The organism is Streptomyces sporangiiformans (assembly GCF_005768555.2).
Classification (GTDB): domain Bacteria; phylum Actinomycetota; class Actinomycetes; order Streptomycetales; family Streptomycetaceae; genus Streptomyces; species Streptomyces sporangiiformans.
In genome coordinates this window covers 23,339-48,934 of sequence record NZ_VCHX02000150.1, presented here as the reverse complement: position 1 = coordinate 48,934, position 25,596 = coordinate 23,339, and the positions used below count along the sequence as shown (strand labels likewise).

Sequence of the window (25,596 nt, the reverse complement as noted above, 5' to 3'; positions counted from 1 at the left end):
CCGCCCAAGGAACTTCCGTGACCGCACGCCCGGCCGTCCGCCCCCTGCTCGCCATCGCGGGCGCCTCGATCGCCGCCTTGGTCCTCGCCGCCTGCGGAGGCGGCGCCACCGAGGCGGGCTCGGCAGCGGAGACGTCGGAGTCGCCGAGGATGCTGTCCCACGTACACGGCCTGGGTGTGGACCCTGCTGACGGTCGCGTGTACGTCGCCACCCACGACGGCCTTTACACCGTGGCCAAGGGCGGGAAGCCGAAGCTCGTCGGCGACCGCAAGGACGACTTCATGGGCTTCACGGTGACCGGCGAGAACACTTTCATCGCCAGCGGCCACGGTGCCGAGGGCAGCGGCCGGCCGGGGAACCTCGGCCTGATCGAGAGCAAGGACGCAGGCCGTACGTGGACTTCCCGGTCACTGGAGGGGGACGCCGACTTCCATTCGCTGGTCTCGGTCAAGGGGACGGTCTACGGATACGAGGGCGGCCGGATCCGCGTCAGCAGCGACCTCAAGAGCTGGGACGACCGGGCGACGCTGGAGGCCCTCGACCTTGCGGTGAACCCCTCCGGGGACAAACTGCTGGCCACCACGGCGGAGGGCGTCGTCACCAGCACTGATGGCGGCCGGACCTTCGGCAAGGGTGCCGAGCCGGTGCAGGCGTTTGTGTCCTGGCCCTCAGAGAAGTCCCTCTTCGGCATCGGCACGTCCGGGAAGCTGAGCAGCAGCGCGGACGGCGGCAAGACGTGGAAGGAGCTCGCGGCCGTGCCTGGCGGGCAGCCCCAGGCGCTGACCGCTGTGAACGCCGACCATGTCCTCGCGGCGACGATGAAGGGCGTGTATGAATCGCGTGACGGCGGCAAGACCTTCTCCGAGCTGGCGCCGCTTGCATCTTGACCCCAGTGCTTCTTGACCGCAGCTTCGAAGACCGACAGGCACGCCTTCCACGTGGACTTCGAGGACCTGTGTGAGCGCACCGGTTTCTCCCTCGCCACCACTCCGCTGCCCTCCCCTCCGCGTTCTCGCTGATCGAAGCGGCACCTGCCTGAGCCCCGCCCACCATTTCCTCGTACCGCTCCAGGCGAGGTTCGCCCTGTCGACGGCCTCTGGAAGACAGGCCTCGGCGATTGGCGGCCAGGCGCGTTTCTCTTGTCCTGGTATCAGGAGACGGTCAGACCTGCTGCTTGATCGCCTCGGGCTGCGGGCCGCTTCTGGACTCGCGGCTCGTGCTGCTTGCGCCATCCGTAACGGGTCAGGCCCCTCGGCTTGTACACCGACAGCGTGACCGCCACGAGCAGTACCAGCAGGGCAGCGGCGGCGTCGGCCAGCAACTGGATCCTCATCCCGGCGAGATCGCTACTGGAGAGGTTCGTCTCGGCTGCGACATCGGCGACGTGGCCGGCCATCGACTCGCGGCGGGGCAAGGACAGGCCAGGTGGCAAATGACTGCGACTGGGGCGCACTCTGCCCATACGATCCCGGGTCCTTACGTCTACGCAGTGGTCCGGACCTATCTGCACACCGTCGACAGCCTTCGACGGCCGGCAGCCGGGGCGGATCCGAAGGCTGACGCTCGCCTTCCGTTACACCGCTGGCTTTTGGGCCGGGCGACGGCGCGGGAGAAGGGCGCACCCGTGGCAACCAAAGACTAACCACGCCGGTTATCTCTGGGCCTTCTCCGCCGTGCGCCATTCACCCGGGGCCGGGGCCCACTACCGGCGCCGACGCGAGGTCGGCGACTGGCACGCAGCCGCCCAGCGCGACCTGTTCAACCGCATGTTCGGCCAGCTCTACCACTGCCTCCCGCACGAACACATCGCGTTCAAGCGGAAGCCTTCTGAGGGTCAAGCCACTTTTCGGAAGACAAGCACCTCCGTGGAGGCGACGCCCATGGGCGCCAGGAAGCCGGCCTCCAGGCTGCAGCCGAGGGTCGCGAAGAGGTCCACGCATGTCCGGCGCGGCATGGCGGCTGGGTAGGAGTCGTGCCCCGCGCCACCCTGCGTGGCCCAGGCGCGTACCGCGGCCGGGTCCAGGCAGGTCTCGGTCATCACATCGAAGACGATCCGACCCCCGGGTCGCGTGACACGTGCCATCTCGAAGAAGTAGCGGGAGGCGTAGAGGAAGGTCACGGTGTTGAAGACCTTATGGGCCTGAACGAGGTCGATGCTGCCGTCGGGTGTCGGGGCGAGACTGCATCCTGCGGTCGGTTGGGCGACCACGTTGAATGTGTCCACCAGGTAGTTGGCCCAGGGCGCTGCCGTCTCGTAGATCTCGTAGCGGTCTGGTGAACACTCCTTCAGCGTCTTCTCGAGGTAACGTCCGGACCCGGGACCGATCTCCAGCGCCGTGTTCGGGTTGGCAGCGAAGACGCCGAGAACGCGTAGTTCATCGATGGTGGACTGGGTGGCGCCAGGGGTCCCGTTCATGACCTCGTCGATGTAGTCACCGACCGACAGACCGGCCGCCCGTGCAGCCTGCACCGTTGCCTCGAACGGGAGGAAGTCGTCGACGCCACCCAGGTTGTTGGTACTGCGCACGATGTCGAATCCAGCACGTCCCAAGAGCCGCTTGACCCCCGACTTCAGTACTGACGTTCTCCTGCCTGCTGCCCTCATCAGGCATCCCCCCAGGTCGTCTCCACTCTCGGTGTCACCGGCGTACTGCCTGTCGGACGGGACCAGCACCTCGCGCGCGGGTGCCGAGCTGCTGGCGCAGCGCCTCTCGGACAGCCGCCCGACCGCCGGGCGCACCTCTTTCGCACCCCCGGGCTCCCCAATCACCCATCGAGGGAACATCACCCTACTAAATTACTTAGCACTTCGGGGCTGTTTCCCCATGACCGATCCGCACGCCCCGGGGCTGCCCTCAGCGCCGTGCCAGATACTTCTGCATGGCACGGTGCAGGGTCTTGTTGACGGCGTCCTCAAGCGCCAGCTCCCACTCGCCGAGCGTCTCGACGACCTGGCCTCCCGTGCCGAGTTTCCAGCGCATCAGGCCGAACGTCCGTTCTTGCGGATCGAGTACGTCGGGCACGTTCCGCATGTCGTACACCTTGGCACCCAGCGCGTGCGCGTCCCGGAGCATCCGCCACTGCAGGGCGTTGCTCGGCCGCACCTCGCGGACGGGGAGGTGCTCGCCGCGCACACGTTGAGCTCGCGGTACTGGCGCTGGAAGTAGTCCAGCGAGCGTCCGAGCCGGAATCCGTCGCGTCGCTCGGTGAGTTGCAGCAGCCGATAGAACTCCGGCAGATAGTCGGCTGTCCCGATGCAGGGCTCGACATCGGCCTTCGCCGCCTTCTTTATGTTGCGCCGCCACTCCTGGTTCAGCCCCGCCCACAGGTCGTCGAGGCTGCGGCCGGCGAGCGGCACCTCGAAGAAATAGCGGGGCTGCGCGTCGCCGGAGTCTCCCTCCTCGCCGCAGCGCCGCCATCCGGCCGCCCGCAGCCGGTCCGCGACGGCGGCGCCGACCGGGTCGACGAGGTCCGGCGGCACGTCCCCGACGCGGCGACCGGGACCGACCGCCTCCTTGAGCGTCGCAGCATTCCAGCGGCGGTACGGCGCGGCGGCCCCATCCGCACCGCGAAGGCGCCGACCGACTTCAGGTGCTCCAGCAGCGGCTGAAGCAGCTGCGGCAGCCGCGGATCCGCCCAGTCCACCACCGGCCCTTCCGGCAGGTAGGCGAAGTACCGCCGCATTCCGGAGCACGCGGACGGCGGGGCCGTGTACACCGACCGCCTGCTCACGCTGTGCCTGATCGCCCTGACCACGATCACGACGCTCGCTGTCCTCGCCGCGCCCTGGATCGTCTCCGCGTACACCGACTACACGGGCGCCCAGCGCGACCTGACCCTCGCGCTCGCCCGCTACTGTCTGCCGCAGATCGCCCGCGACCGGTTCGGGGCGATAATGTGGACCCCGGTACTCAACAACGTCATCGTGATCGCGGTGTTCGGGCTGTACCCGGTGATCGCCAGCACCGCCAGCACGGCGGGCGAGGTCACGGACGGCCAGTTGCTCCTGCTCGGCCTGGGCAGCACGGCGGACATCACCGTCCAGGCGCTGACGCTGTTGCCGTCGCTGCGAGCGGCCGGGGTCAGGTGGCGGCCGCGGTTCGACTGGCGCGGCTCGGGTCTCGGGCGGCCGGTGCGCGCCGCCGTGTGGACTGTGCTGCTGGTCCTGGTGAACCAAGTCGCGTACTCCGGCGGTGCCTGGCCTGGCCCCGCCGCCCTCCACGGCCGGCGGGGTGGAAGCCGCCGGGAGCTGCGCCTTCATCATGGCCAGTTCCTTGTCCACGTCACTGCCTGCGGTGACGCGCTCGAGTTCGGCCTGGATGTCGTCGCGTCCGGCCGGGAGGGTGGCGTCCTCCAGCGTGCCGGAGGCGAGCAGTTCATCCAGTGCACCGGCGCGGGCCTGCAGCTGTTCGGTCTTGTCCTGGGCGCGCTGCATGGCCAGACCCACATCGCCCATCTCCTCGCCGATGCCGGTGACAGCCTCGGTGATACGGGTCTGGGCCTCGGCCGCGGTGTAGGTGGCCTTGATCGTCTCCTTTGGCGGGCGCCGCGATTTCTCCTCACGCAGCCAGATCGTGGCCGCCCGCTACGACGTGGTCGCCGACACCCAGGTCGCCGACGAGGCAAAGAACCTGCTGATCAAGCTCGCCTGGCGCGCAGACCGACCCGCAGCCTGCGCCCACCACACGGGCACCTGCAGTCCCGGGAGGGGCATGAGGTGGCCCAAGGCTGATGCCGGACCATGCCGGGGAGGACGCTCCGACGTGCCACTCGGTCCACGGTGTCCGGTCGGCAGTTGACGGCACATCATCGTCCGAACTGGCTATGATCACGCCGTGCCCACGGAACGGACGGTCTCAGCCCCGCCGCGAGCCCGTACGCGGGCTCCGCAGCTGACCCGTCTGCTGTGGCTCGCATCGCTCCTGTTCGGGCTGCTCTTCGCCCATGGGCTGCATGGCGAAAGTGCCGCCGGGCATCTCGAAGCGGGCGTTACCGCATCGCTTCGCGTGGGCGAACCGGAGCCTTCGGCCGACCACGATCAGCATGAGCGCGAGGACGGCGAGTCCGCGGACTCCGCGGACGGCTGCGCACCAGGCCAGCCGAATGACGCGCCCGACGTGCCTCCGCCCGGCATCTCACCATTCGAAGTGACCGAGCGCTGCTGCTCGTTGCCATGCTCCGGCGCCCAGGCCGTCATCGCCGGCCCGGCCGGCAATCCCCCTCCCCTATCGTCCGTCCTGCGCATTTAGACAGGTGGGGCGCGGTAAGCGTCGCCCCGTCGCTTCTCCGGTCGCTGATGCATGTGCCAGCTCCGCGAAGGGTGTCGTACCCCCTGCCCGGTGAGACCGCGACGCCCCCATGCCCGCCTCCCTCCGGCCGGGCGTTTGACCGCGCCTGCTTCCGCCGGCCATCACCTCCTTCCTGACCTTCGAGCCGCCGAAAGGCCCTGTTTTGTCTCTCGTCACCGACCGCCCCGCTCCTTCCTCCGCACCCCCGCAGCACCCCGGGGGCGGCCGAGCCGCCGCCCGCCGCGGACGCGGCCGCCGCCGCGCCCGCAAGCCGGCTCCACTCGCGGGCCGCTACATCGGATACGTGCTGTACTTCGTCGGGGCAGGCCTCATCAGCGGCGCCGTGGTCCACCACCCGCTGGATCCGGCCCGGTACACGAAGATCGCCGTCATCGGTGTGCTGGTCTTCTTGGCCGCGACCGTGGTCAACGAGTTCCTTCTCGCCACCGACCGGCCCGCGCTGCGGCGCGCGATCCTTGTCATCGCTGCTTCACTGCTGCTCTCGTTCGGCATCGGCATGCTCAGCGGCGGCCTGCAGCACTTCGAGGACTTCCCGGACCGGGGTGCCGTGCTCGTCCCCCTGGGGATAACGGTCTCCTTCATCGCCTTCGTACTCAAGGACGCCCAGTCCTCCTGGCGCCGCATCTTCGGCCCCATGGGGCTGGCCGTCCTCCTCACCGCAGCCGTCAGCTTCTTCGGCCTGCGGGCGGTGGCCGACGGGCTGGACGAGCCCTGCGGCGAGAGTGGACACAGCCACGGCGACGGTACGGAGACGTCTGATGAGCACGCCACCACAGAGGAGTCCCCGGCTCCGGACACCGAATCCGCGGCACCAGAGACGAGCGCGTCAACGGACGCCGAGGTCGGCCACACGGAGGACGGACACGGTCACTGAGAAGCGCGAGCGAAAACAAGCCAGCTACTAAGGCCCTTAGAGACACTCGGGTAACGTAGGCGTCGCACACCTCAAAGCGGGGGAACCGGAGGGGATATGACCGGATACAGCGACACCTACGCCCCGAGCAGCATCAGCGGCGTCATACATGTCGCGTCAGACGTGAAAGACAAGGAAAACGGGTTCCTGTCGGGGATCTCCATCATCAGCATCATCACGATGGCGCTGGTCGTCGCCCTCGTGGTGATTCTGACCGCGGAGGTGATGTGGAGAGAGAGGCGCCAGCGCAGGCAGGAAGAGCCGACGGCGCCATCCCCTCAACCCGATCCCCGTGAGGGTGAAATCTCACCGTAACCGTCCGGACGCCGACTACGATTAATACACTAACGCACTTAGTGGAGCATCCCCGTGTGTCCGCTACGGCAGCCCCACGCCGCACGGAACGACATACGATCAGGAGCTGAACGCAAGTGTCACCAGGCAAGCAGGAGACGGCGGCGCCTCGGGGCGAAGCCCTGGTGTGCGATGACACGCACTCCACTGAGGAGACGTCCAAGCACTTCCTGACCCGCGATCGGCAGCGGGCCGACGAACACACCTCGAACGCCCCTTCACGCGGCGCCCAGGCCACGGACATCAACGTGGCCGCGGCATCGTCGGCCTCGTCGCCGGACAGAAACGCGCACAGCGGACCGAGACCCGCCTCAGGCGTCTCGCCGGCCGTCATTCAGGTCTTCCGCTACTGAGGAGCCTGCGGGCAAGTGCCCTGCCGGACGGCTGCCGTACTTCCAGCCGCCCCGCGCCCTCGCACGCTCCGACGACGGCGTTCTGAGGCAAGCGCTGGCCCCATCCAGGCACACCTGACGGGCAACGCCACCTTCCTGCGGCTGCCGAAGATCCTCGACAGCCTGGAGGCACTGCCCCAGAACGCCCCGTCGAGGTCAACCTGTCCGGGGTACACCGCCTCGACCACGCCTGCCCCACCGCGCTGGAGAACTGGGCGGCACGGCACAGCTCGGAGCTCGGCGGCAACGGTGTGCTGGCCTGGGAGCCAACACCTGGAGTGGTCGCCTATGTCGGGTACAGCGGTGCGCTCCTCGATGACGGCGCCGTGGCTGTCCTGCGCCGACTGGCGGAGCGGACCCGTCTGGTGAGTGCGCAACAGTGGGAAGCCACCCGTCCTACGACGCTCGACCAGGTCAGCGACTTCGGCTGAGACAGCTCCGGACCCCAGACGGACCCGGCGCGCACGAAAACCCACCGGCCACCTGAACACCCCCCGTTCACAACACGTACTAAGGGCACTAGAAGTTAGTGCCCACGCGGCGCCCCGGGGCACTCCGTACGACGAGGCGGCGTCGGCAGTGCAGACCCGCCATGCTCGGACGATCGAGAAGGTGAAGATGGGAATGCTGGCGCTCAGTTGGGCCGTGGCGGTGGTCGCCGCCCTGGTGGCCGCCGTCAGCGCGGTCCGGATGGTGACCACGAGCGGTGAGACCCGGTTCGCTGCGGGCGGCGACCTGCTGATGGGCCTGTGCATGGCCGCCATGTCCCTGCCTGCGACGGTGGGCTGGTACGCGGGCTACGGCATGTGGTGGTCAGTGGCATTCGGCCTCCTCGGGCTCGGGGGCATCGCCATGGCCGTCAAGCACACGCGCGAGTGCGGGTGGAAGCACGGCCGTCACTGGGTGCACCTCATCGTCGGCAGCTTCGGCATGGTGATCATGACGCTCGCCATGACGAGTACGTCGTCCGGACCGGTGCTCGCCCTGGGCGGCGGGCACTCCATGGCGCATATGCCGGGCATGGAGAACACAGCGAGCACGACGGACACGCACTCACATCAAATGGCCGGCATGGAGTCGATGGAGGGAATGGGCTCCATGGAGGGGATGCACTCCATGCCAGGGATGGACATGCCGGGCATGACTCAGGCCGCGGCAGATGCCGGTGCCTCCTCTGGTTCCACCTCTCTGTGGCGGTACGTGATCGCGGCCCTCGCCGTGTACTTCCTGCTGTCGATCGGCGCATCCGTGTGGGCGAGGGTACGGGGTACCCGCAGGGATGGCCGGAACGCCGCCTCCGGATTCAGCCTGGGGCGCTGGCTACTCGCCATGCCGGACACCGTGGTTGTCTTCCTCGCATCACTGACGCTCTCGGTGTGGGACAGGGCCCGGACGTCGGAGCGGCCGGGCCACGGTCGGCGCCGCAAAGTCGGGGCCGCGCCGGACGCGGCGCTGGCGGCTCATATCGGAATGGGCGGCACCATGTCGGCGATGCTACTGATGATGGTCGCGTGACAGGCGGTCGTCGCTGACCGCACGAGGGCGGTGTTCCTGGTAGCGGGAGCGCGGTGCGCCCGACACGGCATCGCCACGGACTGGGCTCACTACGGACCCGAATACACGAAGCCGCGTCGCGTCCGGCACCAAGGGCGAACAAAATGGACACAACGATCAACGCGCGCAGGCGGGATCGGACTGGGTGATCCCCACGCAGCTGTTCCGAAGGTGCCGATCGGGCGGTCTCCCACCGTCGTACCGATCGCGTGTACCGCGTCCTCAAGGAGGGGGATGCCCATGCGGTCGCACCGAGTGCGCAGTTCGTCCACGTCGTCCGGCATGCCGTAGACGTTGGTCGTCAGCACCGCGCCCACGCTGCGCCAGGTCGATTCCGGCACCGCGCGGATGTCGATGTTCCCATCCCGAGGGGGCATCGGCGCCATAACGGGACGCAGCCCGGCTGCCAGTACGACGAACACCATCACGTCGTCGTTGACCGGCGACATCAGCACGGTTCCGCCAGGAGCGCACCAGCGGCGTAGTGACAGGTACACGGCCAGCCTGCACGACGGGACATACACACACTCACGGCCGAGCCGCTCACGCATCAAACCTTCGAGGGCGACGCCGGCCGACGGCGATGGACGTGGAGACTCTCCTGACCGCACGGCTCCCCTTTCCACTCGATGCAGTCACCCCGAGACTTCAGGCAAGGAGAGTCATGCGGGATGACTAGCTCCCAACCGGTGACCGGTGCCGCCCTTTGAGGGCGGGTACACAGCGGGCGGATAGAAGGCGGCCGCTGGAGATCGAGCGTCGACTACCGAACTAAACACTAAACATATTAGTAGATATAGGCAAGCGCATCGCCTCCGACCCGCACGCGAGCATCCAGCCGTCGACCCCATGGGCCGCGCCGTAGCCAACGAGGCCCACCCCTCCAGAGCCACCCACGGGAACAGGTCGATCACATTTTGCGATCGAGTACGCCCGGACTGGCATCAACGTTCCCATTGATCTAAACTGCTTAGTAGATAGAGGGAGTTCGACGAGTGTCCCGCAGTCCACCGGGAGGCCCCCATGCCTCAGTTTCTGTATCCACTACTCCTCCTGGCCTGCCCGATCGGCATGGGCCTGATGATGTGGTTCATGACGCGCGGAGGGCTGCACGCATCCCGGCGAGGCAACTCGATCGACTCACCCGTGGTGCACTCCGAGCTGCACGAGCTGCGCAAGGAAGTCGCCGAGCTGCGCGCCGCACAGAAGGACACACGCGAAACCTTGTGAACTGGGCCTTGGCCCCATGGGCGCGATAGCGATACTGATCGGCGGCCTGCTTCTCGCCGCCATCTACTACGACATAGCCCGGCTGGTCAGCACACACCAGAGCCGGTGCCCTCCCCTGGCCCGCATCAAGGGCAGGCGCGCGGCGCTCGAGGATGAGGAGCGGTGGTGTGCCGGCCTGCTGCTGCACGGACGGATCGACACACGCTCCTACCAGCGACGCATGACCGGCCTTACCCACGGCCACCGCGTCGTCGAACCTCGGACTCACCACTGATCAGCCCCCGTTGTTACTAAACCAATTAGTGACTTAGCATGGCCGTCAGCCGCCGACCGGAGGCCCTTATCAGGCATCCCCCGTTTGCCTCGCCGTTCGGTCGGCGACCCGATTGCGAGGAGCAGACCCATGCGCACCTGGCCCGCCCGCAGATGGGTCGTAGCAGCAGCGGTCACGGTGATCGCCGCACTCGTCATCGGCGTCCCGACGGGTGTGGTGCCGACTCCCTTCTACACGCGGATGACTCCGGTGCTGTGGTGGAACTACCCCGTATGGCTGGTCAGTTCCTTGCTGGAAGGGCTCCTGGTGGCCACATACGTGCGCATCGGTCCGGCCGAAGCCTCCGAGACCGCGCCGCCCGAGCGTCCCCGCACTGTTCGTGCCCTCGGCGCCGGACTGCTGTCCGCCTTCGCTGTCGGCTGCCCGATCTGCAACAAACTCGTGGTGCTGGCCATCGGAGTCAGTGGCGCCCTGACATTCTTCGCGCCGGTGCAGCCGGTGCTCGCTGTGGCGTCGGTAGCCCTGCTCGTCCATGCGCTGGTCCGGCGACTGCGCACCGCGAACGTCTGCGTAGTCCCTTCGTGATGACCGGTACACCGCGCGTGGCCCGTCCCAGAGCGGCCACGCTCCGGTCCTGGGCGGCGGCTATCCGCCGGTGGACTGCTTCTCTATGCCTCGTTCCCGCCGGTCGGACGGTGGTTCCTGGCCCGCTCGGCCCGGCTCTGCTGATCCTGGCGGTGCGCGGACGGCGCGTCCGGTCCGCCTTCGCCGCGGGCGGGATCTTCGGCATCGTCGCCCCGGACGGACAGGTCATGGACCGGCTGGGGACCTGGCGTGCCGGCCATCTGGTGGAGCGGGTACCACTCTCTTCGGGACTCACCCTCTCCCAGTGGCTCGGCGTATGGCCCGAGGTGCTGCTGGCGGCACCCGTTCTCGTCGGCCTGGCACTCTCGCTGCGTCGCTCGCGGCGCACCGCAGCCGCAGCTCAGGCGCCTGCTTCCACACCCGAGCACGACCAACCATTTACTAAGCTACTTAGCTGAACCTCCTAGAGTGCAGGTATGGAACTCGCCGCACTGCCCAGCCCTTCGACCGGAGTCCCGTACCTGGGCCCGGTCCCACTGAGGGCGTACGCCTTCTGCATCATCCTGGGCGTTTTCGTCGCCGTATGGCTCGGCTCGCGCCGCTGGGTGGCCCGCGGCGGCAAGAAGGAGACGATCGCGGAGATTGATCTGCTGGCCTGAATCCCCCCATGCGGGCCAGCAAGAGGAACGCCCCCGCCGGACTGGAGCTCAGCCGGCGAGGCGTTCTCGTATGCCTTCGCTCTCCCCTGTGCGGGTCAGTTCATCGTCGAACCGATGGTGGTGGAGCCGGTCGTCAGGAAGGTCGTGGCGGGCAGCGAGCCGTTCGAGCGGCGTGCGCCCTGCGCGGTGGACGCGTTCGTGGACTTGAAGGCGGGGGTGGCGATGCCCTGGTCCCAGTTGTTGCCCACGGAGACGGTGGACCTGCCGAGCTTGGACCGGCTGTCCTTGTTGCCCACCGCGAGATTCTTCGCGAGGCGGGCCTTGCCGGTGGCGAAGTAGAAGCCGGAACCGGTGTTGGCGTACGCGGTGTTGCGGTTCAGGCTCATGGCACCGGTGTTGGAGTTCTCGGTGAAGCCGTGCTGGTTGTTGTCCCAGGCCGCGTTGTTGTTGACGACATGGGCGACCGAGGCGCCTCCGCCGCCGAGCTTGAAGCCGTTGCCGTTGCCCTCGAAGGCCGGGTCGTTCCAGCGGTTCTTGCCGTTTCCGTACGCCCAGGAGTGCTCGACGGTGACCGGGCTGGAGAACTGCCAGAAGTCGAGGCCGTCATCCGAGTTGTTGTAGAGACGGGCACCGGTGATCTTGTTGCCGGAGCCGGAGCCGAACTTGACGGCGATCCCGTCGGCGTTCTGACCGTGGCCCGCGGGGTCGTAGTTGCCGTAACTGTCCAGGTTCTGCACGAGGTTGTTCGTGGTGCCGTCGCCGCGCAGAGAGAAGCCGGAGTCGCCGTTGTTCGCGGTGACGAGGTTCTTGAAGAGGCCGCCCACGGAGGAGGTGGCGACGAAGCCCTGGGCCGGCGAGTTCTGCCAGGTGATGTTCTGGACGGTCCAGTAGTCACCGTGGATCCCGGCCAGCCAGGAGCCTTCGGGCAGCTTCGAGCCGTCGATCCTCACCTTCGCACCGGCGGCGGCCTGCAGCGTGATCCGGGCCGAACCGGTGCCGTTGGCCTCCGACTTGAGTGTCTTCGCGGGGTAGTACGTGCCACCGCGCACCTGGATGGTGGTGCCGGCCGCGGCGTTCTTGACCGCGGACTCCAGCTGCGCGGTGGTGGACACGGTGACCGTGGTGGCGGCGCTGGCTCCGTCGGGCAGAAGTCCGAGGTACACGCCACCCGCCCCGGCGGCGACGGCCACCCCGGCCGCGATGGAGAGGGTTCGGGTCCTGCGGTGGCGTCCAAGACTCTGACGCACGGGGCGTTCCTTTCCTAGGGAGGGGGACAAGAGGCGGGCCGGGCCCGTCTCTTGTCCCTGGTCGCCGCCATGGCCGGAAGGGTTGCCGCCCGCACGCGAAACGAATCGAAACTTTCGCTCGTCCCGGTCCCCGTCGCACTGATTGACGTGCCCAATCCCGCTGGTGACACTCCCAAGGTCATCCACCCAACAGAATCCATCAGACCCCCACAGGATGTGTCATGCGACCCCGCACCGCCCGCACCCTCCTGATGTCTCTGTCCGCGCTGTTGGCCCTCTTCCTGAGCCTGCTGGCAGCCCCCTCGAGTCCCGCACAAACCGGAGCCCCACCCGTGAACCAGGCCGACCAGGCCGACCAGGCGGCCACGCAGAAGGCCAAGTCGAAGTACGCCGGCTACCTCTTCGCCTACTTCACCGGCGAGGGCACCGCCGACGGCGAGCAGATCCGCTACGCCCTCAGCCGCGGCAACGACCCGCTGCACTGGCGGGAGTTGAACGCCGGTAAGCCGGTCCTCACCTCCACCATCGGTGAGAAGGGCCTGCGCGACCCGTTCGTGATCCGCTCCCCCAAGGGCGACAAGTTCTACATGATCGCGACCGACCTGAGGATGTACCAGAACTCCAGCGGCAGTTGGGACCAGGTCCAGCGCCACGGCAGCAAGTCCATCATGGTCTGGGAGTCCACGGACCTGGTGAACTGGACCGACCAGCGCCTGGTGAAGGTCTCCCCCGACAACGCGGGCAACACCTGGGCGCCCGAGGCCTACTGGGACGACACGCTCGGCGAGTTCGTCGTCTTCTGGGCCTCGAAGCTGTACGCCGACGACGACCCGGACCACACGGGCTCGACGTACAACAAGATGCTGTACGCGACCACGAAGGACTTCCGTACCTTCAGCGAACCGAAGGTCTGGGACGACCCGGGCTACTCCGTCATCGACTCGACGGTCGTGAAGCACGACGGGACCTACTACCGCTACACCAAGGACGAGCGGGACCCCAGCTCCAGCAGCCCGTGCTCGAAGTTCATCACCGGGGAGAAGTCGACCTCGCTCACCGACACCTCGTACGACTTCGTGTCCGACTGCATCGGCAGCGGCTCGATCGACCGGGGCGAGGGCCCGACGGTCTTCAAGTCGAACACCGAGAACAAGTGGTACCTGTTCATCGACGAGTACGGCGGCCGCGGCTACGTCCCCTTCGAGACAACCGACCTCGACTCGGGCAAGTGGACGATGTCGAAGAACTACCAGCTGCCCGCGAGCCCGCGGCACGGCACCGTCATGCCGGTGACGCAGGCGGAGTACGACCGGCTGCTGGCCGCGTATCCGGTCAGCGGCACCTCGGTCGTGGACGCGACGGCCAAGGACCAGAAGGGGTACGCCGTCGTCACCGAGGCCGCCTCGAAGGTCGTACTGCCGATGAAGCCGGACGCCGACCTGGCCCGTCTCGCTCCCCGGCTGTCGGTCGGCACGGGAGCCAAGGTCAGCCCGCCCTCCGGTACGCGCCGTGACTTCCGCAAGCCGCAGACGTACACCGTGACGGCCGCCGACGGGACGACCCGCAGATGGACGGTGGAGGCGGTGCCGACCCGCAGCCCCGTCCTGCCCGGTCTCTACGCCGACCCGGACGTCAAGTACATGGACGGCCGTTACTGGATCTACCCGACGACGGACGGCTTCCCCGGCTGGAGCGGCACGAAGTTCAAGGCCTTCTCGTCGAAGGACCTCGTGCACTGGAAGGACCACGGCGAGATCCTCGACCTCGGACCCGATGTGTCCTGGGCCGACAAGAACGCCTGGGCCCCGGCGATCGCGGAACGCGACGGGAAGTACTACTTCTACTTCTGTGCCGAGCAGCAGATCGGCGTGGCCGTCGCGGACTCCCCCGCCGGTCCCTTCAAGGACGCGCTGGGCAAGCCGCTGGTCGCCAAGGGAGGCCAGTTCAAGGGGCAGATGATCGACCCGTCGGTCTTCACGGACGACGACGGCAAGTCGTACCTGTACTGGGGCAACGGCCACGGATACGTGGTGCCTCTGAACGACGACATGGTGTCGTTCGACGCGACCGAGGTGAAGGACATCACCCCGGACAACTTCCGTGAGGGTGCCTTCGTGATCAAGCGTCAGGGCACGTACTACTACATGTGGTCCGAGGACGACACGCGCAGCGAGAACTACCACGTCGCCTACGCCACCGGACCGTCCCCGCTCGGCCCGTGGACCAAGAAGGGCACGATCCTGTCCAAGCGCCCGGAGTACGGCATCCTTGCCACCGGCCACCATTCGGTGGTGAACGCCCCCGGCACGGACGACTGGTACATGGTCTACCACCGGTTCGCGCTGAACGGGCCCGGTAAGGCGGGCGGGGACGGCACACACCGCGAGACCACCATCGACCGCATGCGGTTCGCGGCCGACGGCACGATTCTGCCGGTGGTGCCGACCCTGGAGTCGATCAAGCCCGTACGGCGGTAGCCCCCCGGCTCAGTCCATCGTCGCGCCGATGGTCGTGCTGCCCGTGGTCAGGAACGTGGTCACGGGCAGCGCGCCGTTCGACTGCCGGGCGTTGTACGTGCTCGTCGCGTCCGTGGACCGGAAGGCGGGCGTGGAGATGCCCGAGTCCCAGTTGTTGCCGGACGAGACCACCGACGAGCCCTTGTTCACCAGCCCGGAGCCGCCCCGCACCGCCAGGTTCTTGCCGAGCCTGGCGGCGCCGGTGGCGAAGTAGTAGCCCCACTTGGCGTTGGCGTAGGCCGTCGTCCGGTTGATGACGATCGCCCCCTTGTTGCTGTTCTCGGTGAAGCCGTTGCCGGCGTTGTCCCAGGCCGCCGAGTTGTTGACGACGTGCGCCACGACCTCGCCGTCGCCGCCCAGCTTGTAGCCGTTGCCGTCGCCGGCGAACGCCGAGTCCGACCAGCGGTTCTTGCCGTTGCCCATGGCCCAGGTGTGCTCGATGGTGACCGGGGACGAGAACGACCAGAAGTCGAGCCCGTCGTCCGAGTTGTTGTAGAGGCGGGCGCCGGTGACCAGGTTGCCGGAGCCGGAGCCGAACTTGATGGCTATGCCGTCCGCGTTCTCGCCGTGATTGGCCCGGTCGTAGTGGCCGTACGAGTCGATGTTGCGGACGGTGTTGTTCGTGGTGCTGTCGCCGGTAAGCGTGAAGCCCGAGTCGCCGCCGTTGATCGTCTTGATGTTGTCCCAGACCGTGGAGGCGCACGACTGGCAGACCACCGCGCTGTCCGGGGAGTTCTGGAAGGTGATGCGCGAGACGGTCCAGTAGTCGGCGGTCAGCTTGAAGATCCAGTCGCCGTCGGGGAGGTTCGATCCGTCGATCTTCACGGTCTCGGACTCGTACGGCTGGAGCTGGATGCGACTGGCGGACGTGCCGTTGGCGGTGGACTGAAGGGTGGCCGTCGGGTAGTACGTACCGCCGCGGATCTGGATGGTGGTGCCGGCGGTGGCGTTCTTGATGGCACTGGTCAACTCGGCGGAGGTGCCGACGACGACGGTGGCCGCGTGAGCGGGGGTGGTGCCGGCGAGGGTACCGAGGCCACCGGCCGCGGCGAGGGTGGCGAGAGCGGTGAGGACGGTACGAGTACGACTACGACTGCGACGCATGGTGCCTCCGGTGGTTGGGGTGGGATCGCTGGCGGTTGGTGGGTGGGTCGGGGGCCCCTTCAGGGGCGCGGGGAACTGCGCGACCAGCCACGGCGGGCCTGCAGCCGAACACGACCGGGAATGGGGGCCCGGGGGCGCAGCCCCCAGCCCCCAGGGGCCCGGGGAACTGCGCGACCAGCCGCAATCGGCCCGCAGCCGAAACACGACCGAGGTTGGGGGGTCTGGGGGCGCAGCCCCCTGTTTCGGGAAGGGGTGGGGTTGGGGAAAGGAACCCCCTCCCCCGCCCACCCAGGGGTTCACAGGACGGTGTCGAGCCATGTGAAGAGCTCGTCCTGCATGGGTGCGGTGCACACATGGCCCAGGTCCGGCCACACCTTGGTGTGCAACCGTTCCTCGGCGCGACGGGAGCGCCAGACGTCGCGGAGCTTGTCGTACGCCACCCGGACGCCCTCGGCAGGAAAGAGGGTGTCCTCAGCGCCGTGGAAGAAGAGCATCGGCCTGGGCGCGGCGATACTCGCCACATCGGGGAAGTCGAGGTACCGGGCGAGCCCGGGATGGAGCATGCAGTAGGAGGACTGGCCGCGCAGGATGTTGTTGCCGGGCACCATCACCTCCTTGAGCCCGGTCATCCAGCACACGCTCGCCGCAGCCGCGACATGGTCGCTGAGCGCGGCGGTCTGCCAGGCCCGGAAGGCGCCCATGGAGAACCCGACGGCCGCGACCCGGCGCCGGTCCACCCGGTCGAGCCCGGCCAGAAAGCCGGCGGCGCGCACGTCCTCGCGAGCCATGAGCCCGGCGAGCGACGAGCCCAGATTGTAGAAGTTGCTCGCGAGGGCCTGCTGCTGCTCGTAGGTGATCGGCCCCCGGTCACCCCAGCCGAGCGCGTCCACGGCGAGGACGACGTATCCCCGCCGAGCCAGTTCGTCGCCGAGGAACCGCCCGCTGAAGTACCGGTCGGCCCAGGCCTGGGCGGAGGCGAGTCGTGTCTCGCCGTCGTACCAGGGCCTGACCAGCTTCTCCTTTCCTATGTCGAACTTCGCGCCGTGGTCGTGGAGCAGGAGCACGGCCGGGAAGGGACCGGTGCCGTGCGGGGTGAGAAGGGCGCCGCGCACCCGCCCGTACCGGGTGACCGAGAAGGTCGCCAACTCCCCCGTGTAGTCGCCGAGTTCGGTGCGCTGTTCGCCGAACTCGGGCTCGTACGACGTGTCGTCCCGCTCGACGAGGAGGTGTTCCTCGACCTTCGCGCGGGCGGCCCGCCGCCAGGCCCGGAAGTCCCGGATCGGGGAGGTGCCCCAGGCGAGCGGGAAGCGGAGTTCGTCCTTGAGGAGTGGATGGAAGTCGGGCAGCGGACCGTCCACGATCACCGGCTCCGACGCCGCCGCCCCGGCGGGCCCGGCCGCGGTGAACAGCGCCGCCGCCCCGGACCCCACCACGAACGCCCGCCGCCCCATCGCCGGGTCACGGGCGGGCATACGGCCTCCAGTCCCCGAGGTAGGTCCGCCGGGTGTGCACGGCGGCCTCCTCCGCCGTCAGCTGCGGCCGGTTCTCGGGCACCGAGATCACCGCGCCGGGGCCGTGGTTGGCGTACTCCCTGAAGCGCATGGTCTGCCAGGGGTACGCCTCGCGCATGTTGGTGTACGGCGTCACCGCGTCGATGCCCGGACCCATCCAGGTGTCCCTGACGACCAGCGAGGGCCAGGCGGTCGTCTCGTAGGACGGCACCCACGGGCGTGCGATCTTGTACGCCGCGTCCTCGGCCCCGGAGGTGATCCGGGAACGGACAGCCAGGAAGCCGTACGGATTGGCGCGCGCCGTGGCCGGGGCGAACACCATGCCCTCGGGCTTGAAGCTCACCTCCCGGTCGAGGGTGTGGAAATGGCACCGCTCGAACACCGCCCGGGCCCGCCCGAAGACGAAGTCGACGTCACCCTCGATGTAGCAGTCCCGGTAGTACTGCCGGTCGAAGGCCTCCAGCGCGGTGGTGTCCGCGAACAGCGTGTCCTGGTGGGCCAGGAGCCGCACGCCCTCGAAGAGCGAGCGGTCCCCGGTGACGTACGCGGCCACGGCCTGCGTCCCCGTGATCTCCGGGTGGTCGGCGCGCAGCCAGTCGTTGGCAAGGGTCAGCCCGCGCACGGTCAGGCCGGGCGCCGCCGAGGTGAAGGTGGCGGAGCCCGCGGTGCCGTAGGTCGTGCCGTCGGGTTTCTTCGTACCGCTCGCGTTGTCGTACACGATGACGGCGTCACGCGGGTCCCGGGTGGCACCGCGCAGCGTCAAGTCACGCTTGTCGGCAGGGATGTTGACGACTTCGCGGTACGTCCCCGGGTGCACGACGATCGTCCAGCCGCCGCCGTCCGCCGCGTCCACCGCGTCCTGGACCAGGTCGCCGGGGCGCACGTGCAGGACGCGGCGGCGGGCGTCCGCGAAGGCGGGGGTGGTGCCGACGGCCACGAGGCCGCCGGCGATCCCGGTGAGCAGGGTGCGTCGGCGCAATGTCAGCACTCCTTCCATGGCGCCCAGTCGCCGAGGTACACCGCGCGGGTGTGGGACTCGGCTTCCGCGTCGGTGAGTTGGGGCCGGTTCTCCGGGACGCTGATCGCGGCGCCCGGTCCGGTGTTCCGGTACTCGGCGAACCGCTGGTCCTGCCAGGGATAGGAGGACGACATGTTGGTGTAGGGCGCCACCGCGTCGATCCCGGTGCCGAGGCGGGTCTCGCGCACGGTGAGCATCGGGCGGGCGGTGGTGTCGGAGCTGGGCACCCAGGGGCGGGCCAGCTTGTAGTGGGCGTCCGGGGCCTCGCTCGTGACGCGGCTCCTCGCGACCAGATAGCCGCGCGGGTTGGCGCCCGCGGTCGACGGCGCGAAGACGAAGCCGTACGGGGCTCCGGACAGGTCCGTGCGGTTCAGGGTGTGGAAGTGGCAGTGCTCGTACACGGCGGTGGCCCGCCCGAACACGAAGTCCACGTCACCCTCGACATAGCAGTGCGCGAAGTACTGCCGGGCGAAGGTGCCGAGCGCCATGGAGTCGGCGTACAGCGTGTCCTGGTGGCCCAGGAACCGGCAGTGGTGGAACGCCGAGCGGTCGCCCTGCACCTTGATCGCCACGGCCTGGGTGCCGCTGATCTCGGGGTGGTCGGCGCGCAGCCAGTCGTTGGCGAAGGTGAGGTGCCGGGCGGTGAACCCGCCGGCCTGGACGAGGGTGGTGGCCGAGCCGGTGGTTCCGTAGGTGCCGCCGCCCGGCTTGGGGGTGCCGGCCGCGTTGTCGTACACGATCACGACGTCGCGCGCGTTGTCCGAGGCGCCGATCCACGTCATCTCCGTTCGGGCGGCGCCGACGGCGACCGTCTCGCGGTACGTGCCCGGGGCGATGACCAGGGTGTACCCATTCGTGGTCGCGGCGTTCACGGCGGCCTGCACCGTGGTGTGGTCCCCGAGGCCGCCGGGGTGGACGTACAAGGTCCGCTCGGTCAGCCGCGCCGACGGCGAGCCGTACCGGCCGAAGGGCGAACGCCCCTGCGCGTGGGCGTGGCCCGAGAGCCCGAGGCCGAGCGCGGCCCCGGCGCTCGCGACGACGAACGACCGTCTGCTCACGTCTGGTCCGGTCATGGTCAGCAGACCTTCCCGGCGCCCGCCTGCCCGGTGACGATCCCCGGCACGGCCCGCGGCGAGTCGACCTTCGTGCGCAGGGTCGGCGTCCATCCGGCGCCGGACTGGAGGGTCTCCCCCGGAATCTCGGCGTTGTGGACGGCGATGAGGTCGACCTGCTTGCCGTTGACGTAGTTGTTCTGGGCGGTGAGCGGTGCCTCGCTCCACTTCTTCAGGGTCTTGGCGGGGCTGACTCCGGCCGGCAGTGAGAAGGCGTTCTTCTCGGCGTACAGCTGCGAGGAGGCGCCGATGCCGAACGTGTAGGAGTACGACTGGTCCTTGGTGACCACGAAGTGGTTGTTGTACGCGTCGACCTGCCCGAAGCGGACGCGGGGCGCGCGCTCCACGATGCCGTCGAAGCGGTTGTGGTGCAGCGTGACCTTGAGCTTGCCGGCGTCGGTCGAGCCGGCGCTGTCGCTGTTGCCGATCATCAGCGTCTTGTCGTGGTCCTCGAAGGAGTTCCAGGACGCGGTGACGTGGTTGGCGCCGCGCACGATGTCGAGCAGGCCGTCGTGCTGCTGGTAGATCTCACCGAAGTACTTCGGCAGCGTGCTGTCGGGGTAGCGGCCGTCGGTCAGGGTGTTGTGGTCGACCCACACATGGGTGGAGCCGTAGACGACGACCGCGTCGTACTCGGAGTTCCAGGCGCCCGTGGCGCCGTCGGTCGGGTCCCACTGGGGGAAGCAGTCGAGCGGGGCCTCGATGGTGAGGTTGCGGAGGATGACGTTGTCGACGCCCTTGATCTGCAGGCTGCCGCCCCGGATCCCGGAGTTCTTGCCGACGCCGACGATGGTGGTGTTGGCGGGGACGTTCGCCTTGATGGCCTTGTCCTGGTTGGCGGCGGAGGCCGCGCGCAGCCCCTCGGGGCTGTCGGCAGGCTCCCCGGAGAGGTCCTTGTCCAGGCCCCAGTTCTCCGGCGAGTACTTCTCGAGATACGCGTCGAAGTCGTACCCCGCTGCCTCGAAGGACGCACAGCCCTCCGCTACCGGGTCGATGACGCCCTTGATCTGGACGATCTTCGGGGCGTCGCCCCCGGCCTTCAGCGCGGCCTTGAACTCGGCCCAGGTGGTGACCGTGTAGACGTGCTCGGCGTCGGCGGCCGAACCACCGGTGGTGCCGTTGCCCTCCGACCCCCAGCCGTCGTTCGCGGCGAGCGTCTGCCGGCCGAGGTCGCGGGCCTCGGCATGGGCCTGGGCAGTGGTGCCGGTGACGGCGAGAACGAGGGCGGTGCAGCCGATGGCCGATGTCATGGCATGGGCATGCCAGATACGAAGACGCATGAGTGCGGGTTCCTTTCAAACGAAAGAGAGGTGCTGCGCCCCTTCAGGGGCGCGGGGAACTGCGCGACCAGCCACACCGGACCCGCAGCTTCAAACCGGCCTTACGGCGAAGCGCCTACGCATTCGGCCAAGAGATCCAGGACTCCGGAATCTCGTCGTCCAGGCGGCGCACATCCCGCGGCGCGAGCACCCTCCGGTGCAACAGCTCAACGGCGACCAGCCGGGCCACGGCGATCGCACCCGGAGGGTTGAAGTGCGTGTTGTCCTGCTCGGTCGCCGTCCAGTTGAAGTACTTCTTTGTCTCCTCGAAGCCCAGCTTCTGCCAGAGGGCGATGGACAGAGCCTGCGTGTCGAGGAGCGCCACCTCCTCGGCGGAGGCGAGGGCGCGCATCGAAGCCGGATAGTCGCCGTGGGTGCCCACGGCATTCCCGTCGGCGTCGAACTTCCTGCGCTCGACGGAGGTGGCGAGCACCGGGCGGGTACCCCGGGCGCGGGCGCCGTCGATGTACTGGCGCAGGTGGTCCTGGTACGTCGTCCAGGGCTCGGTGTAGCGCGTGGGGTCGGCGGACTTGGAGTCGTTGTGGCCGAACTGGATGAGGAGGAGGTCGCCGGGCCGGATGGCTTCGAGGATGACGTCGAGGCGTCCTTCGTCGATGAAACTCTTCGAACTCCGGCCGTTCACGGCGTGGTTGGCGACGGACACGCCCTTGCTCAGGAAGAACGGGAGCGCCATGCCCCAGCCCGTCTCGGGGGCCGCGTCGGCGTACTTCTGGGCTGCGGTGGAATCACCGGCGATGTAGAGGGTGCGCACGCGTCGGCCTCCTTGCGGGGAAGACGGGGAGGCGGCCGCGGGTGCCGTCGCGGCGACGGCGAGGGGGACGGCGGCGAGGGCCGCGGTGGTGATCTGTCTGCGGGTGAGGGACACGTCGGTGTGCCTTTCAGGGCAGCAAAATCAGATGATGAGAGGGCAATTACCTTTGCTTTCGGGCGTGGAGGGCTGGAGGGCCGGCGGGCGGGCACCAGGTGATCCGCCGCCGGCCCTCGGTCAGGAGGCGCGAGTCGGGGTCAGTGGACCGGCATCAGCCCTTCTGCTCGTTCCACTCCGCCTGGGCCTTGTTCAGCTGGTCGGCCAGCGTGTCCAGGAAGTCCTTGGCGCTCGTCGACCCGTTCATGACCTTCTGGAAGGCCGGCTCGTTGTCGGTCTTCGAGATGGTGTTCCAGTCGGGCAGGTAGTACGGCAGTTGGACGATCGTGGTGGAGCCGTCGCTCAGCGCCGCGGCGGCCAGCTTGGTCGGCTCGGCCTTGGAGACCCATGCGTCCTTGGCGGCCTCGGTGTTCGCCGGGACCTGGCCCGCCGACTCGTTGAACTTGGAGTTCTCCGCCTGCGAGACGGCGAACTCGATGAACTTCCAGGCGGCGTCCTTGTTCTTGGAGCTCTTGAACACGCCGAGCCCGTCGACCGGGTTGGAGACCTGGACCCGCTTGCCGTCGGCCCCGGCGGGCTGCGGGATGCCCCGGAACTTGTCGACGCCGAGCGCCTTCACGTGGTCCTGGTAGGAGCCCAGGTTGTGGTTGAGCATGCCGATGGTGCCGGAGTCCCACTGGGCGACCATCTTGGTGAAGTCGTTGTTGAGGTCGGCGGCCGGGGTGACCTTCTTGTAGAGGCCCACGTACTTCTCCAGGGCCTTCACGTTCTTCGGGTCGTTGACCGTGGTCTTCTCACCGCTGGAGTCCCAGAACGACGTGATGCCGGACTGCCCGTACATCGCGTCCAGCGCCTGGGCGATGGAGCCGGCGCCGCCGCGGATGGTGTAGCCGAACTCGTTCTTGCCCTTGTTGGTGAGCTTTTCCGCGGCCTTGTAGAACTTGTCCCAGGTGGTCGGCTCGTCCAGGCCGGCCTTCTTGAACAGGTCGGTGCGGTAGTAGAGCACGCCGTTGTTCGCGGAGGTCGGGATCGAGTACAGCGTCTCGTCGCCGCCGCCCGCGGCCTTCAACGACGCGACCATGTCCTTGTTGAGCTTGCTGCTGAGGGAGGACTTGGCGAGGCGGTCGTCCAGCGGCTCCAGCGCGTTCTGGGCGGCGATCCCGGCGAGCATCGCCGCGCCGACGCCGCCGACGTCCGGCAGGCCGCCCGCCTGGATGGAGTTGTCGACCTTGGACTGGTACTCGGTGGCCGCGATCGGGACGTACTTGACCTGGATGTCCGGGTTCGCCTCCTCGAAGTCGGCGATGATCTTCTTCCAGATGTCGGTGCGGACACCGCCGTTGTTGTCCCAGAAGACGATCTCGCCCTTGCCGCTGCCCTCGGAGCCCTTGTCACCGCCCGCCCCGCTGCCGTCGTCCCCACAGGCGGTGGCGGTCAGCGCGAGGACGGATCCCAGGGCGACGGCCATGGCGGCGCGCCTGCTTCTGCGAATGCTGATCTTCATTGAACGGCTCTCTTCTTGATGGATCCAGCGAGGGTTTCTGTGCGGTTTGCTGGGGGGTTCTTCGGCCGCCGAGCGGACTCAGCGGCGGTCGGTGTGCGGCGCCCAACCGTCCTGGCCCGCCAGGTAGTCGGCGACCGTGCGGGTGGCCGCGTCCGCGGCCGGCAGCTGCGGCCGGTCGGCGGTGACGGCGGCTCCGGGCCCGTAGGTGCGGTACTCGGTGAAGCGGGCGTCCTTCCACGAGAAGCCGCTCATGTCGGTCCACGGCGAGGACTTGATCGCGGCGGGCAACTCGGTGTCACGGAAGAGGACTTGGGCGATGGCGTTCGGCTCGCCGCCCGGGTGCCAGGGCCGGCCGAGATGGAAGGTTGCGGCGGGGGCGTCGCTGACGACCTTCGACTTCGTGATCAGGAAGCCGTACGGATTGTCCTTCCAGGTCGAAGCGGCCGTGATGTAGCCGTTGTTGGTCGTCGAACCGCGGCTGAGGGCCTTGATGACGGAGTGCTCGATGACGGTGGTCGCGCGCCCGTAGATGAAGTCGACGTCGCCTTCGATGTAGGAGTCGCGGAGGTAGACCCGGCTGATCACATCCAGCTTGGGGCTGTCGGTCATGAGGGTGTCCTGGTTGCCCAGGAAGGCCGTGTCCTCGAAGACGATCCGGTCGCCGGTCGTCTTCATGGCGAGGGCCTGCTCGCCGTTCAGCTCGTGCGCTGCCTCGTCGAAGTCGTTGCTGAAGGTGAGGTTGCGCGCCGTGACGTCGTTCGCGGCGATCCGCACCGTGGCGCTCCCGGTGGAGCCGCCGTACGCGGCGGGCGTGTCGTGGACGATGACGGTGTCCGAGCGGTCCCGTCCCGTTCCCCGCAGCACCAGGTTCGGCTTGGTCGCGGGGATGAAGACCTTGGCGCGGTACGTGCCGGGCGCGATGCGGATCGTGACGGTGCCGTCGTTGCCGTCGGGCACGGCGTCCACGGCGGCCTGGACGGTCGGGTAGTCGGCGGGCACGTTCAGCACGGTGTCCGTGCCGAGGTTCCGCTGGGGCCCGGAGAAACGGGTGACCAGGGCGGGCACGGCGGCGGCCGGGTCCAGCCGGTAGTCGTAGAACTCCCGGGGATCGAAGGCGGCGCCCCACTCGTCGTGGCGTCCGGTCGTGTTCCTCAGGATCGACCCGCGCTCCACCAACTCCGCGGTGGCGTCGGCCTGGTAGGGGTGCTGGACGTCCTTGTAGTAGCTGTTCTCGATGACCATCTTGGTCTTGCCGCGCGACCAGTTCCCGTACGTCCACACCGGGTCGCCGTCCGCAACCTGCGCCGACAGGTAGTTGTTGTAGAGGTGCGCGTAGGCGCAGTTGTCGGCGGACGGATTGCGCTGCTTGGTGCCGCTGAACCAGTTGTGGTCGATGGTGATCTGCGTCTTGACGTCGGCCGTCCAGCCGATCCCGAACGCCTTGTTGTGCTGGGTGAACTGGTTGTAGGAGACGGTGATGTACTGGCTGTCCTTGCGGACGTCGAGCAGCCCGTCGCCCATGTGCGTGAACCGGTTGTGGTCGATCCAGACGTGGTCGACGGAATCCATCTGGATGGCGTCGAAGTCCGTGGTCTTGCCGTCCCAGTCGCCCTCGACGTACGAGTCCCGGATCGTCAGATTGCGGATGATCACGTTGCTGGTGCCGGGGTTCAGGTGCAGCTCCCCGTGGACGATCTCGCCGGTGTCGCCGACGCCGATGATCGTCTTGTTCGAGGTGACCGTGATGTCGGACCCGAACGGCTCGACGTCGATCGATCCGGCGACCCGGATGACGTACGGCTCCTCGGCGGCCGCGTACTTGAGCAGGGCCGCCCGGTCGGTGACGGTCACCACCTTGCCGCCGGCGCCACCGGTCGTACCGCCGTCGAGGGAGGCGAAGCCGTGCGGCTCGGCGCTCCATTTTCCGTGCGATCCCGAGGCGGCCGGGGCGCCTTCGGGCTCGGCCGCTTCGGCGGGGGTGAGGGCTCCCAGCACCAGCGAGGCCGCCAGGGCGACGACCGCGACCAGGGTCCGGCCCGGTCTCGGCCCGGATCCTGGCAAGCGCTTGCTACGGAGGTGCGTCATTGCGGCTCCCAACAGGCTTACGGG

At 68.3% G+C, this 25,596-nt stretch carries 22 protein-coding genes and 7 pseudogenes; 15 read left to right on the top strand and 14 right to left on the bottom strand.

The window, feature by feature from the left end; translation table 11 throughout:
* Positions 1-17 precede the first annotated feature (17 nt).
* Positions 18-887 (top strand): F510_1955 family glycosylhydrolase, encoded by an 870-nt coding sequence (locus tag FGD71_RS23110; RefSeq protein WP_119102414.1) that lies wholly within the window; start codon positions 18-20, stop codon positions 885-887.
* A gap of 263 nt (positions 888-1,150) precedes the next feature.
* Here FGD71_RS23110 and FGD71_RS23105 read toward each other — a convergent pair whose 3' ends face one another.
* On the bottom strand, positions 1,151-1,396 hold the full coding sequence (locus tag FGD71_RS23105) for a hypothetical protein (RefSeq protein WP_119102413.1): 246 nt from the start codon (positions 1,394-1,396) through the stop codon (positions 1,151-1,153).
* Between the two features lie 247 nt (positions 1,397-1,643).
* Between FGD71_RS23105 and FGD71_RS23100 the strand changes: the two are divergent.
* Positions 1,644-1,793 (top strand): annotated as a pseudogene (locus FGD71_RS23100) (IS110 family transposase); the annotation flags it as partial.
* 41 nt (positions 1,794-1,834) lie between these two features.
* Here FGD71_RS23100 and FGD71_RS23095 read toward each other — a convergent pair.
* Together FGD71_RS23095 and FGD71_RS49030 are read right to left on the bottom strand one after the other, a co-directional pair.
* Complete coding sequence (locus FGD71_RS23095) at positions 1,835-2,605, bottom strand: methyltransferase domain-containing protein (RefSeq protein ID WP_119102463.1); 771 nt, start codon at positions 2,603-2,605, stop codon at positions 1,835-1,837.
* 250 nt (positions 2,606-2,855) lie between these two features.
* Positions 2,856-3,687, bottom strand: a pseudogene (locus FGD71_RS49030) (lipid II:glycine glycyltransferase FemX); the annotation flags it as partial.
* On the opposite strand from FGD71_RS49030, the pseudogene FGD71_RS23085 reads away from it, so the two are divergent.
* Positions 3,677-4,186: pseudogene (locus FGD71_RS23085) on the top strand (lipid II flippase MurJ); the annotation flags it as partial. The pseudogenes FGD71_RS49030 and FGD71_RS23085 sit on opposite strands and share 11 nt — an antisense overlap.
* Here FGD71_RS23085 and FGD71_RS49025 read toward each other — a convergent pair.
* Positions 4,145-4,546 (bottom strand): annotated as a pseudogene (locus tag FGD71_RS49025) (PspA/IM30 family protein); the annotation flags it as partial. The pseudogenes FGD71_RS23085 and FGD71_RS49025 sit on opposite strands and share 42 nt — an antisense overlap.
* Positions 4,547-5,451: 905 nt before the next feature.
* Between FGD71_RS49025 and FGD71_RS23070 the strand changes: the two are divergent.
* The 6 genes and pseudogenes from FGD71_RS23070 (at position 5,452) to FGD71_RS23050 (ending at position 8,483) form a co-directional block, all read left to right on the top strand.
* Positions 5,452-6,183 carry a hypothetical protein gene (locus tag FGD71_RS23070; RefSeq protein WP_140935935.1) on the top strand — a complete coding sequence of 244 codons (732 nt, stop codon included), beginning with the start codon at positions 5,452-5,454 and terminating at the stop codon, positions 6,181-6,183.
* A 96-nt stretch (positions 6,184-6,279) separates the two neighbouring features.
* Positions 6,280-6,537, top strand: coding sequence for a hypothetical protein (locus tag FGD71_RS23065; RefSeq protein ID WP_119102409.1), 258 nt, complete (start codon positions 6,280-6,282; stop codon positions 6,535-6,537).
* Positions 6,538-6,653: 116 nt separating this feature from the next.
* Positions 6,654-6,929: a hypothetical protein gene (locus FGD71_RS23060; RefSeq protein WP_119102408.1), complete on the top strand. Its 276-nt coding sequence runs from the start codon at positions 6,654-6,656 to the stop codon at positions 6,927-6,929.
* Positions 6,930-7,013: 84 nt separating this feature from the next.
* Positions 7,014-7,201: pseudogene (locus FGD71_RS49020) on the top strand (SulP family inorganic anion transporter); the annotation flags it as partial.
* A 45-nt stretch (positions 7,202-7,246) separates the two neighbouring features.
* Positions 7,247-7,399: a hypothetical protein gene (locus FGD71_RS47485; protein ID WP_162931207.1), complete on the top strand. Its 153-nt coding sequence runs from the start codon at positions 7,247-7,249 to the stop codon at positions 7,397-7,399.
* A 187-nt stretch (positions 7,400-7,586) separates the two neighbouring features.
* Positions 7,587-8,483 carry a DUF5134 domain-containing protein gene (locus FGD71_RS23050; RefSeq protein ID WP_240436723.1) on the top strand — a complete coding sequence of 299 codons (897 nt, stop codon included), beginning with the start codon at positions 7,587-7,589 and terminating at the stop codon, positions 8,481-8,483.
* A 194-nt stretch (positions 8,484-8,677) separates the two neighbouring features.
* Here the strand turns inward: FGD71_RS23050 and FGD71_RS23045 are convergent.
* Positions 8,678-9,073 (bottom strand): annotated as a pseudogene (locus FGD71_RS23045) (DegT/DnrJ/EryC1/StrS family aminotransferase); the annotation flags it as partial.
* Positions 9,074-9,545: 472 nt separating this feature from the next.
* Here FGD71_RS23045 and FGD71_RS23040 point away from each other — a divergent pair.
* The 5 genes and pseudogenes from FGD71_RS23040 to FGD71_RS23020 all read left to right on the top strand — a co-directional run.
* Positions 9,546-9,752 carry a hypothetical protein gene (locus tag FGD71_RS23040; protein ID WP_119102406.1) on the top strand — a complete coding sequence of 69 codons (207 nt, stop codon included), beginning with the start codon at positions 9,546-9,548 and terminating at the stop codon, positions 9,750-9,752.
* A 16-nt stretch (positions 9,753-9,768) separates the two neighbouring features.
* On the top strand, positions 9,769-10,026 hold the full coding sequence (locus tag FGD71_RS23035) for a hypothetical protein (RefSeq protein WP_119102405.1): 258 nt from the start codon (positions 9,769-9,771) through the stop codon (positions 10,024-10,026).
* A 129-nt stretch (positions 10,027-10,155) separates the two neighbouring features.
* Positions 10,156-10,611, top strand: coding sequence for a hypothetical protein (locus FGD71_RS23030; RefSeq protein ID WP_119102404.1), 456 nt, complete (start codon positions 10,156-10,158; stop codon positions 10,609-10,611).
* A 110-nt stretch (positions 10,612-10,721) separates the two neighbouring features.
* A complete protein-coding gene (locus FGD71_RS23025) occupies positions 10,722-11,069 on the top strand; it encodes a hypothetical protein (protein WP_140935934.1) in 348 nt (115 codons plus the stop codon).
* A gap of 18 nt (positions 11,070-11,087) precedes the next feature.
* A pseudogene (locus tag FGD71_RS23020) lies at positions 11,088-11,267 on the top strand (prolipoprotein diacylglyceryl transferase); the annotation flags it as partial.
* Positions 11,268-11,365: 98 nt separating this feature from the next.
* Here the strand turns inward: FGD71_RS23020 and FGD71_RS23015 are convergent.
* On the bottom strand, positions 11,366-12,517 hold the full coding sequence (locus FGD71_RS23015; protein WP_119102403.1) for a right-handed parallel beta-helix repeat-containing protein: 1,152 nt from the start codon (positions 12,515-12,517) through the stop codon (positions 11,366-11,368).
* 221 nt (positions 12,518-12,738) lie between these two features.
* Between FGD71_RS23015 and FGD71_RS23010 the strand changes: the two genes are divergently transcribed.
* Positions 12,739-14,994 carry a glycoside hydrolase family 43 protein gene (locus FGD71_RS23010; RefSeq protein ID WP_119102402.1) on the top strand — a complete coding sequence of 752 codons (2,256 nt, stop codon included), beginning with the start codon at positions 12,739-12,741 and terminating at the stop codon, positions 14,992-14,994.
* 9 nt (positions 14,995-15,003) lie between these two features.
* On the opposite strand, the gene FGD71_RS23005 is transcribed toward FGD71_RS23010, so the two are convergent.
* The 8 genes from FGD71_RS23005 to FGD71_RS22970 all read right to left on the bottom strand — a co-directional run bounded on the left by FGD71_RS23005 (position 15,004) and on the right by FGD71_RS22970 (position 25,572).
* Positions 15,004-16,137: a right-handed parallel beta-helix repeat-containing protein gene (locus FGD71_RS23005; protein ID WP_119102401.1), complete on the bottom strand. Its 1,134-nt coding sequence runs from the start codon at positions 16,135-16,137 to the stop codon at positions 15,004-15,006.
* A gap of 296 nt (positions 16,138-16,433) precedes the next feature.
* Positions 16,434-17,609 (bottom strand): dienelactone hydrolase family protein, encoded by a 1,176-nt coding sequence (locus FGD71_RS23000; RefSeq protein WP_119102400.1) that lies wholly within the window; start codon positions 17,607-17,609, stop codon positions 16,434-16,436.
* Positions 17,596-18,627: a pectinesterase family protein gene (locus FGD71_RS22995; protein WP_240436719.1), complete on the bottom strand. Its 1,032-nt coding sequence runs from the start codon at positions 18,625-18,627 to the stop codon at positions 17,596-17,598. The genes FGD71_RS23000 and FGD71_RS22995 overlap by 14 nt, the downstream gene beginning before the upstream one ends.
* A gap of 2 nt (positions 18,628-18,629) precedes the next feature.
* A complete protein-coding gene (locus FGD71_RS22990; RefSeq protein WP_119102398.1) occupies positions 18,630-19,739 on the bottom strand; it encodes a pectinesterase family protein in 1,110 nt (369 codons plus the stop codon).
* Positions 19,740-19,741: 2 nt separating this feature from the next.
* Positions 19,742-21,058: a pectate lyase family protein gene (locus FGD71_RS22985; RefSeq protein ID WP_119102397.1), complete on the bottom strand. Its 1,317-nt coding sequence runs from the start codon at positions 21,056-21,058 to the stop codon at positions 19,742-19,744.
* Positions 21,059-21,173: 115 nt separating this feature from the next.
* On the bottom strand, positions 21,174-21,983 hold the full coding sequence (locus tag FGD71_RS22980; RefSeq protein WP_119102396.1) for a rhamnogalacturonan acetylesterase: 810 nt from the start codon (positions 21,981-21,983) through the stop codon (positions 21,174-21,176).
* Between the two features lie 154 nt (positions 21,984-22,137).
* Positions 22,138-23,487, bottom strand: coding sequence for an ABC transporter substrate-binding protein (locus FGD71_RS22975; protein WP_119102395.1), 1,350 nt, complete (start codon positions 23,485-23,487; stop codon positions 22,138-22,140).
* Positions 23,488-23,565: 78 nt separating this feature from the next.
* Positions 23,566-25,572, bottom strand: coding sequence for a pectinesterase family protein (locus FGD71_RS22970; RefSeq protein ID WP_119102394.1), 2,007 nt, complete (start codon positions 25,570-25,572; stop codon positions 23,566-23,568).
* Between the last annotated feature and the right edge of the window lie 24 nt (positions 25,573-25,596).

Excerpts from the sequence above, each read along its gene's own strand:
- FGD71_RS22975 (WP_119102395.1), bottom strand. The coding sequence starts at position 23,487 with ATGAAGATCAGCATTCGCAGAAGCAGGCGCGCCGCCATGGCCGTCGCC.
- FGD71_RS23050 (WP_240436723.1), top strand. The coding sequence starts at position 7,587 with ATGGGAATGCTGGCGCTCAGTTGGGCCGTGGCGGTGGTCGCCGCCCTG.
- FGD71_RS23005 (WP_119102401.1), bottom strand. The coding sequence starts at position 16,137 with ATGCGTCGCAGTCGTAGTCGTACTCGTACCGTCCTCACCGCTCTCGCC.
- FGD71_RS23035 (WP_119102405.1), top strand. The coding sequence starts at position 9,769 with ATGGGCGCGATAGCGATACTGATCGGCGGCCTGCTTCTCGCCGCCATC.
- FGD71_RS23095 (WP_119102463.1), bottom strand. The coding sequence starts at position 2,605 with ATGAGGGCAGCAGGCAGGAGAACGTCAGTACTGAAGTCGGGGGTCAAG.
- FGD71_RS23040 (WP_119102406.1), top strand. The coding sequence starts at position 9,546 with ATGCCTCAGTTTCTGTATCCACTACTCCTCCTGGCCTGCCCGATCGGC.
- FGD71_RS22985 (WP_119102397.1), bottom strand. The coding sequence starts at position 21,058 with ATGCGTCTTCGTATCTGGCATGCCCATGCCATGACATCGGCCATCGGC.
- FGD71_RS23000 (WP_119102400.1), bottom strand. The coding sequence starts at position 17,609 with ATGCCCGCCCGTGACCCGGCGATGGGGCGGCGGGCGTTCGTGGTGGGG.
- FGD71_RS23065 (WP_119102409.1), top strand. The coding sequence starts at position 6,280 with ATGACCGGATACAGCGACACCTACGCCCCGAGCAGCATCAGCGGCGTC.
- FGD71_RS23010 (WP_119102402.1), top strand. The coding sequence starts at position 12,739 with ATGCGACCCCGCACCGCCCGCACCCTCCTGATGTCTCTGTCCGCGCTG.
- FGD71_RS22990 (WP_119102398.1), bottom strand. The coding sequence starts at position 19,739 with ATGACCGGACCAGACGTGAGCAGACGGTCGTTCGTCGTCGCGAGCGCC.
- FGD71_RS22970 (WP_119102394.1), bottom strand. The coding sequence starts at position 25,572 with ATGACGCACCTCCGTAGCAAGCGCTTGCCAGGATCCGGGCCGAGACCG.
- FGD71_RS23030 (WP_119102404.1), top strand. The coding sequence starts at position 10,156 with ATGCGCACCTGGCCCGCCCGCAGATGGGTCGTAGCAGCAGCGGTCACG.
- FGD71_RS23105 (WP_119102413.1), bottom strand. The coding sequence starts at position 1,396 with ATGGCCGGCCACGTCGCCGATGTCGCAGCCGAGACGAACCTCTCCAGT.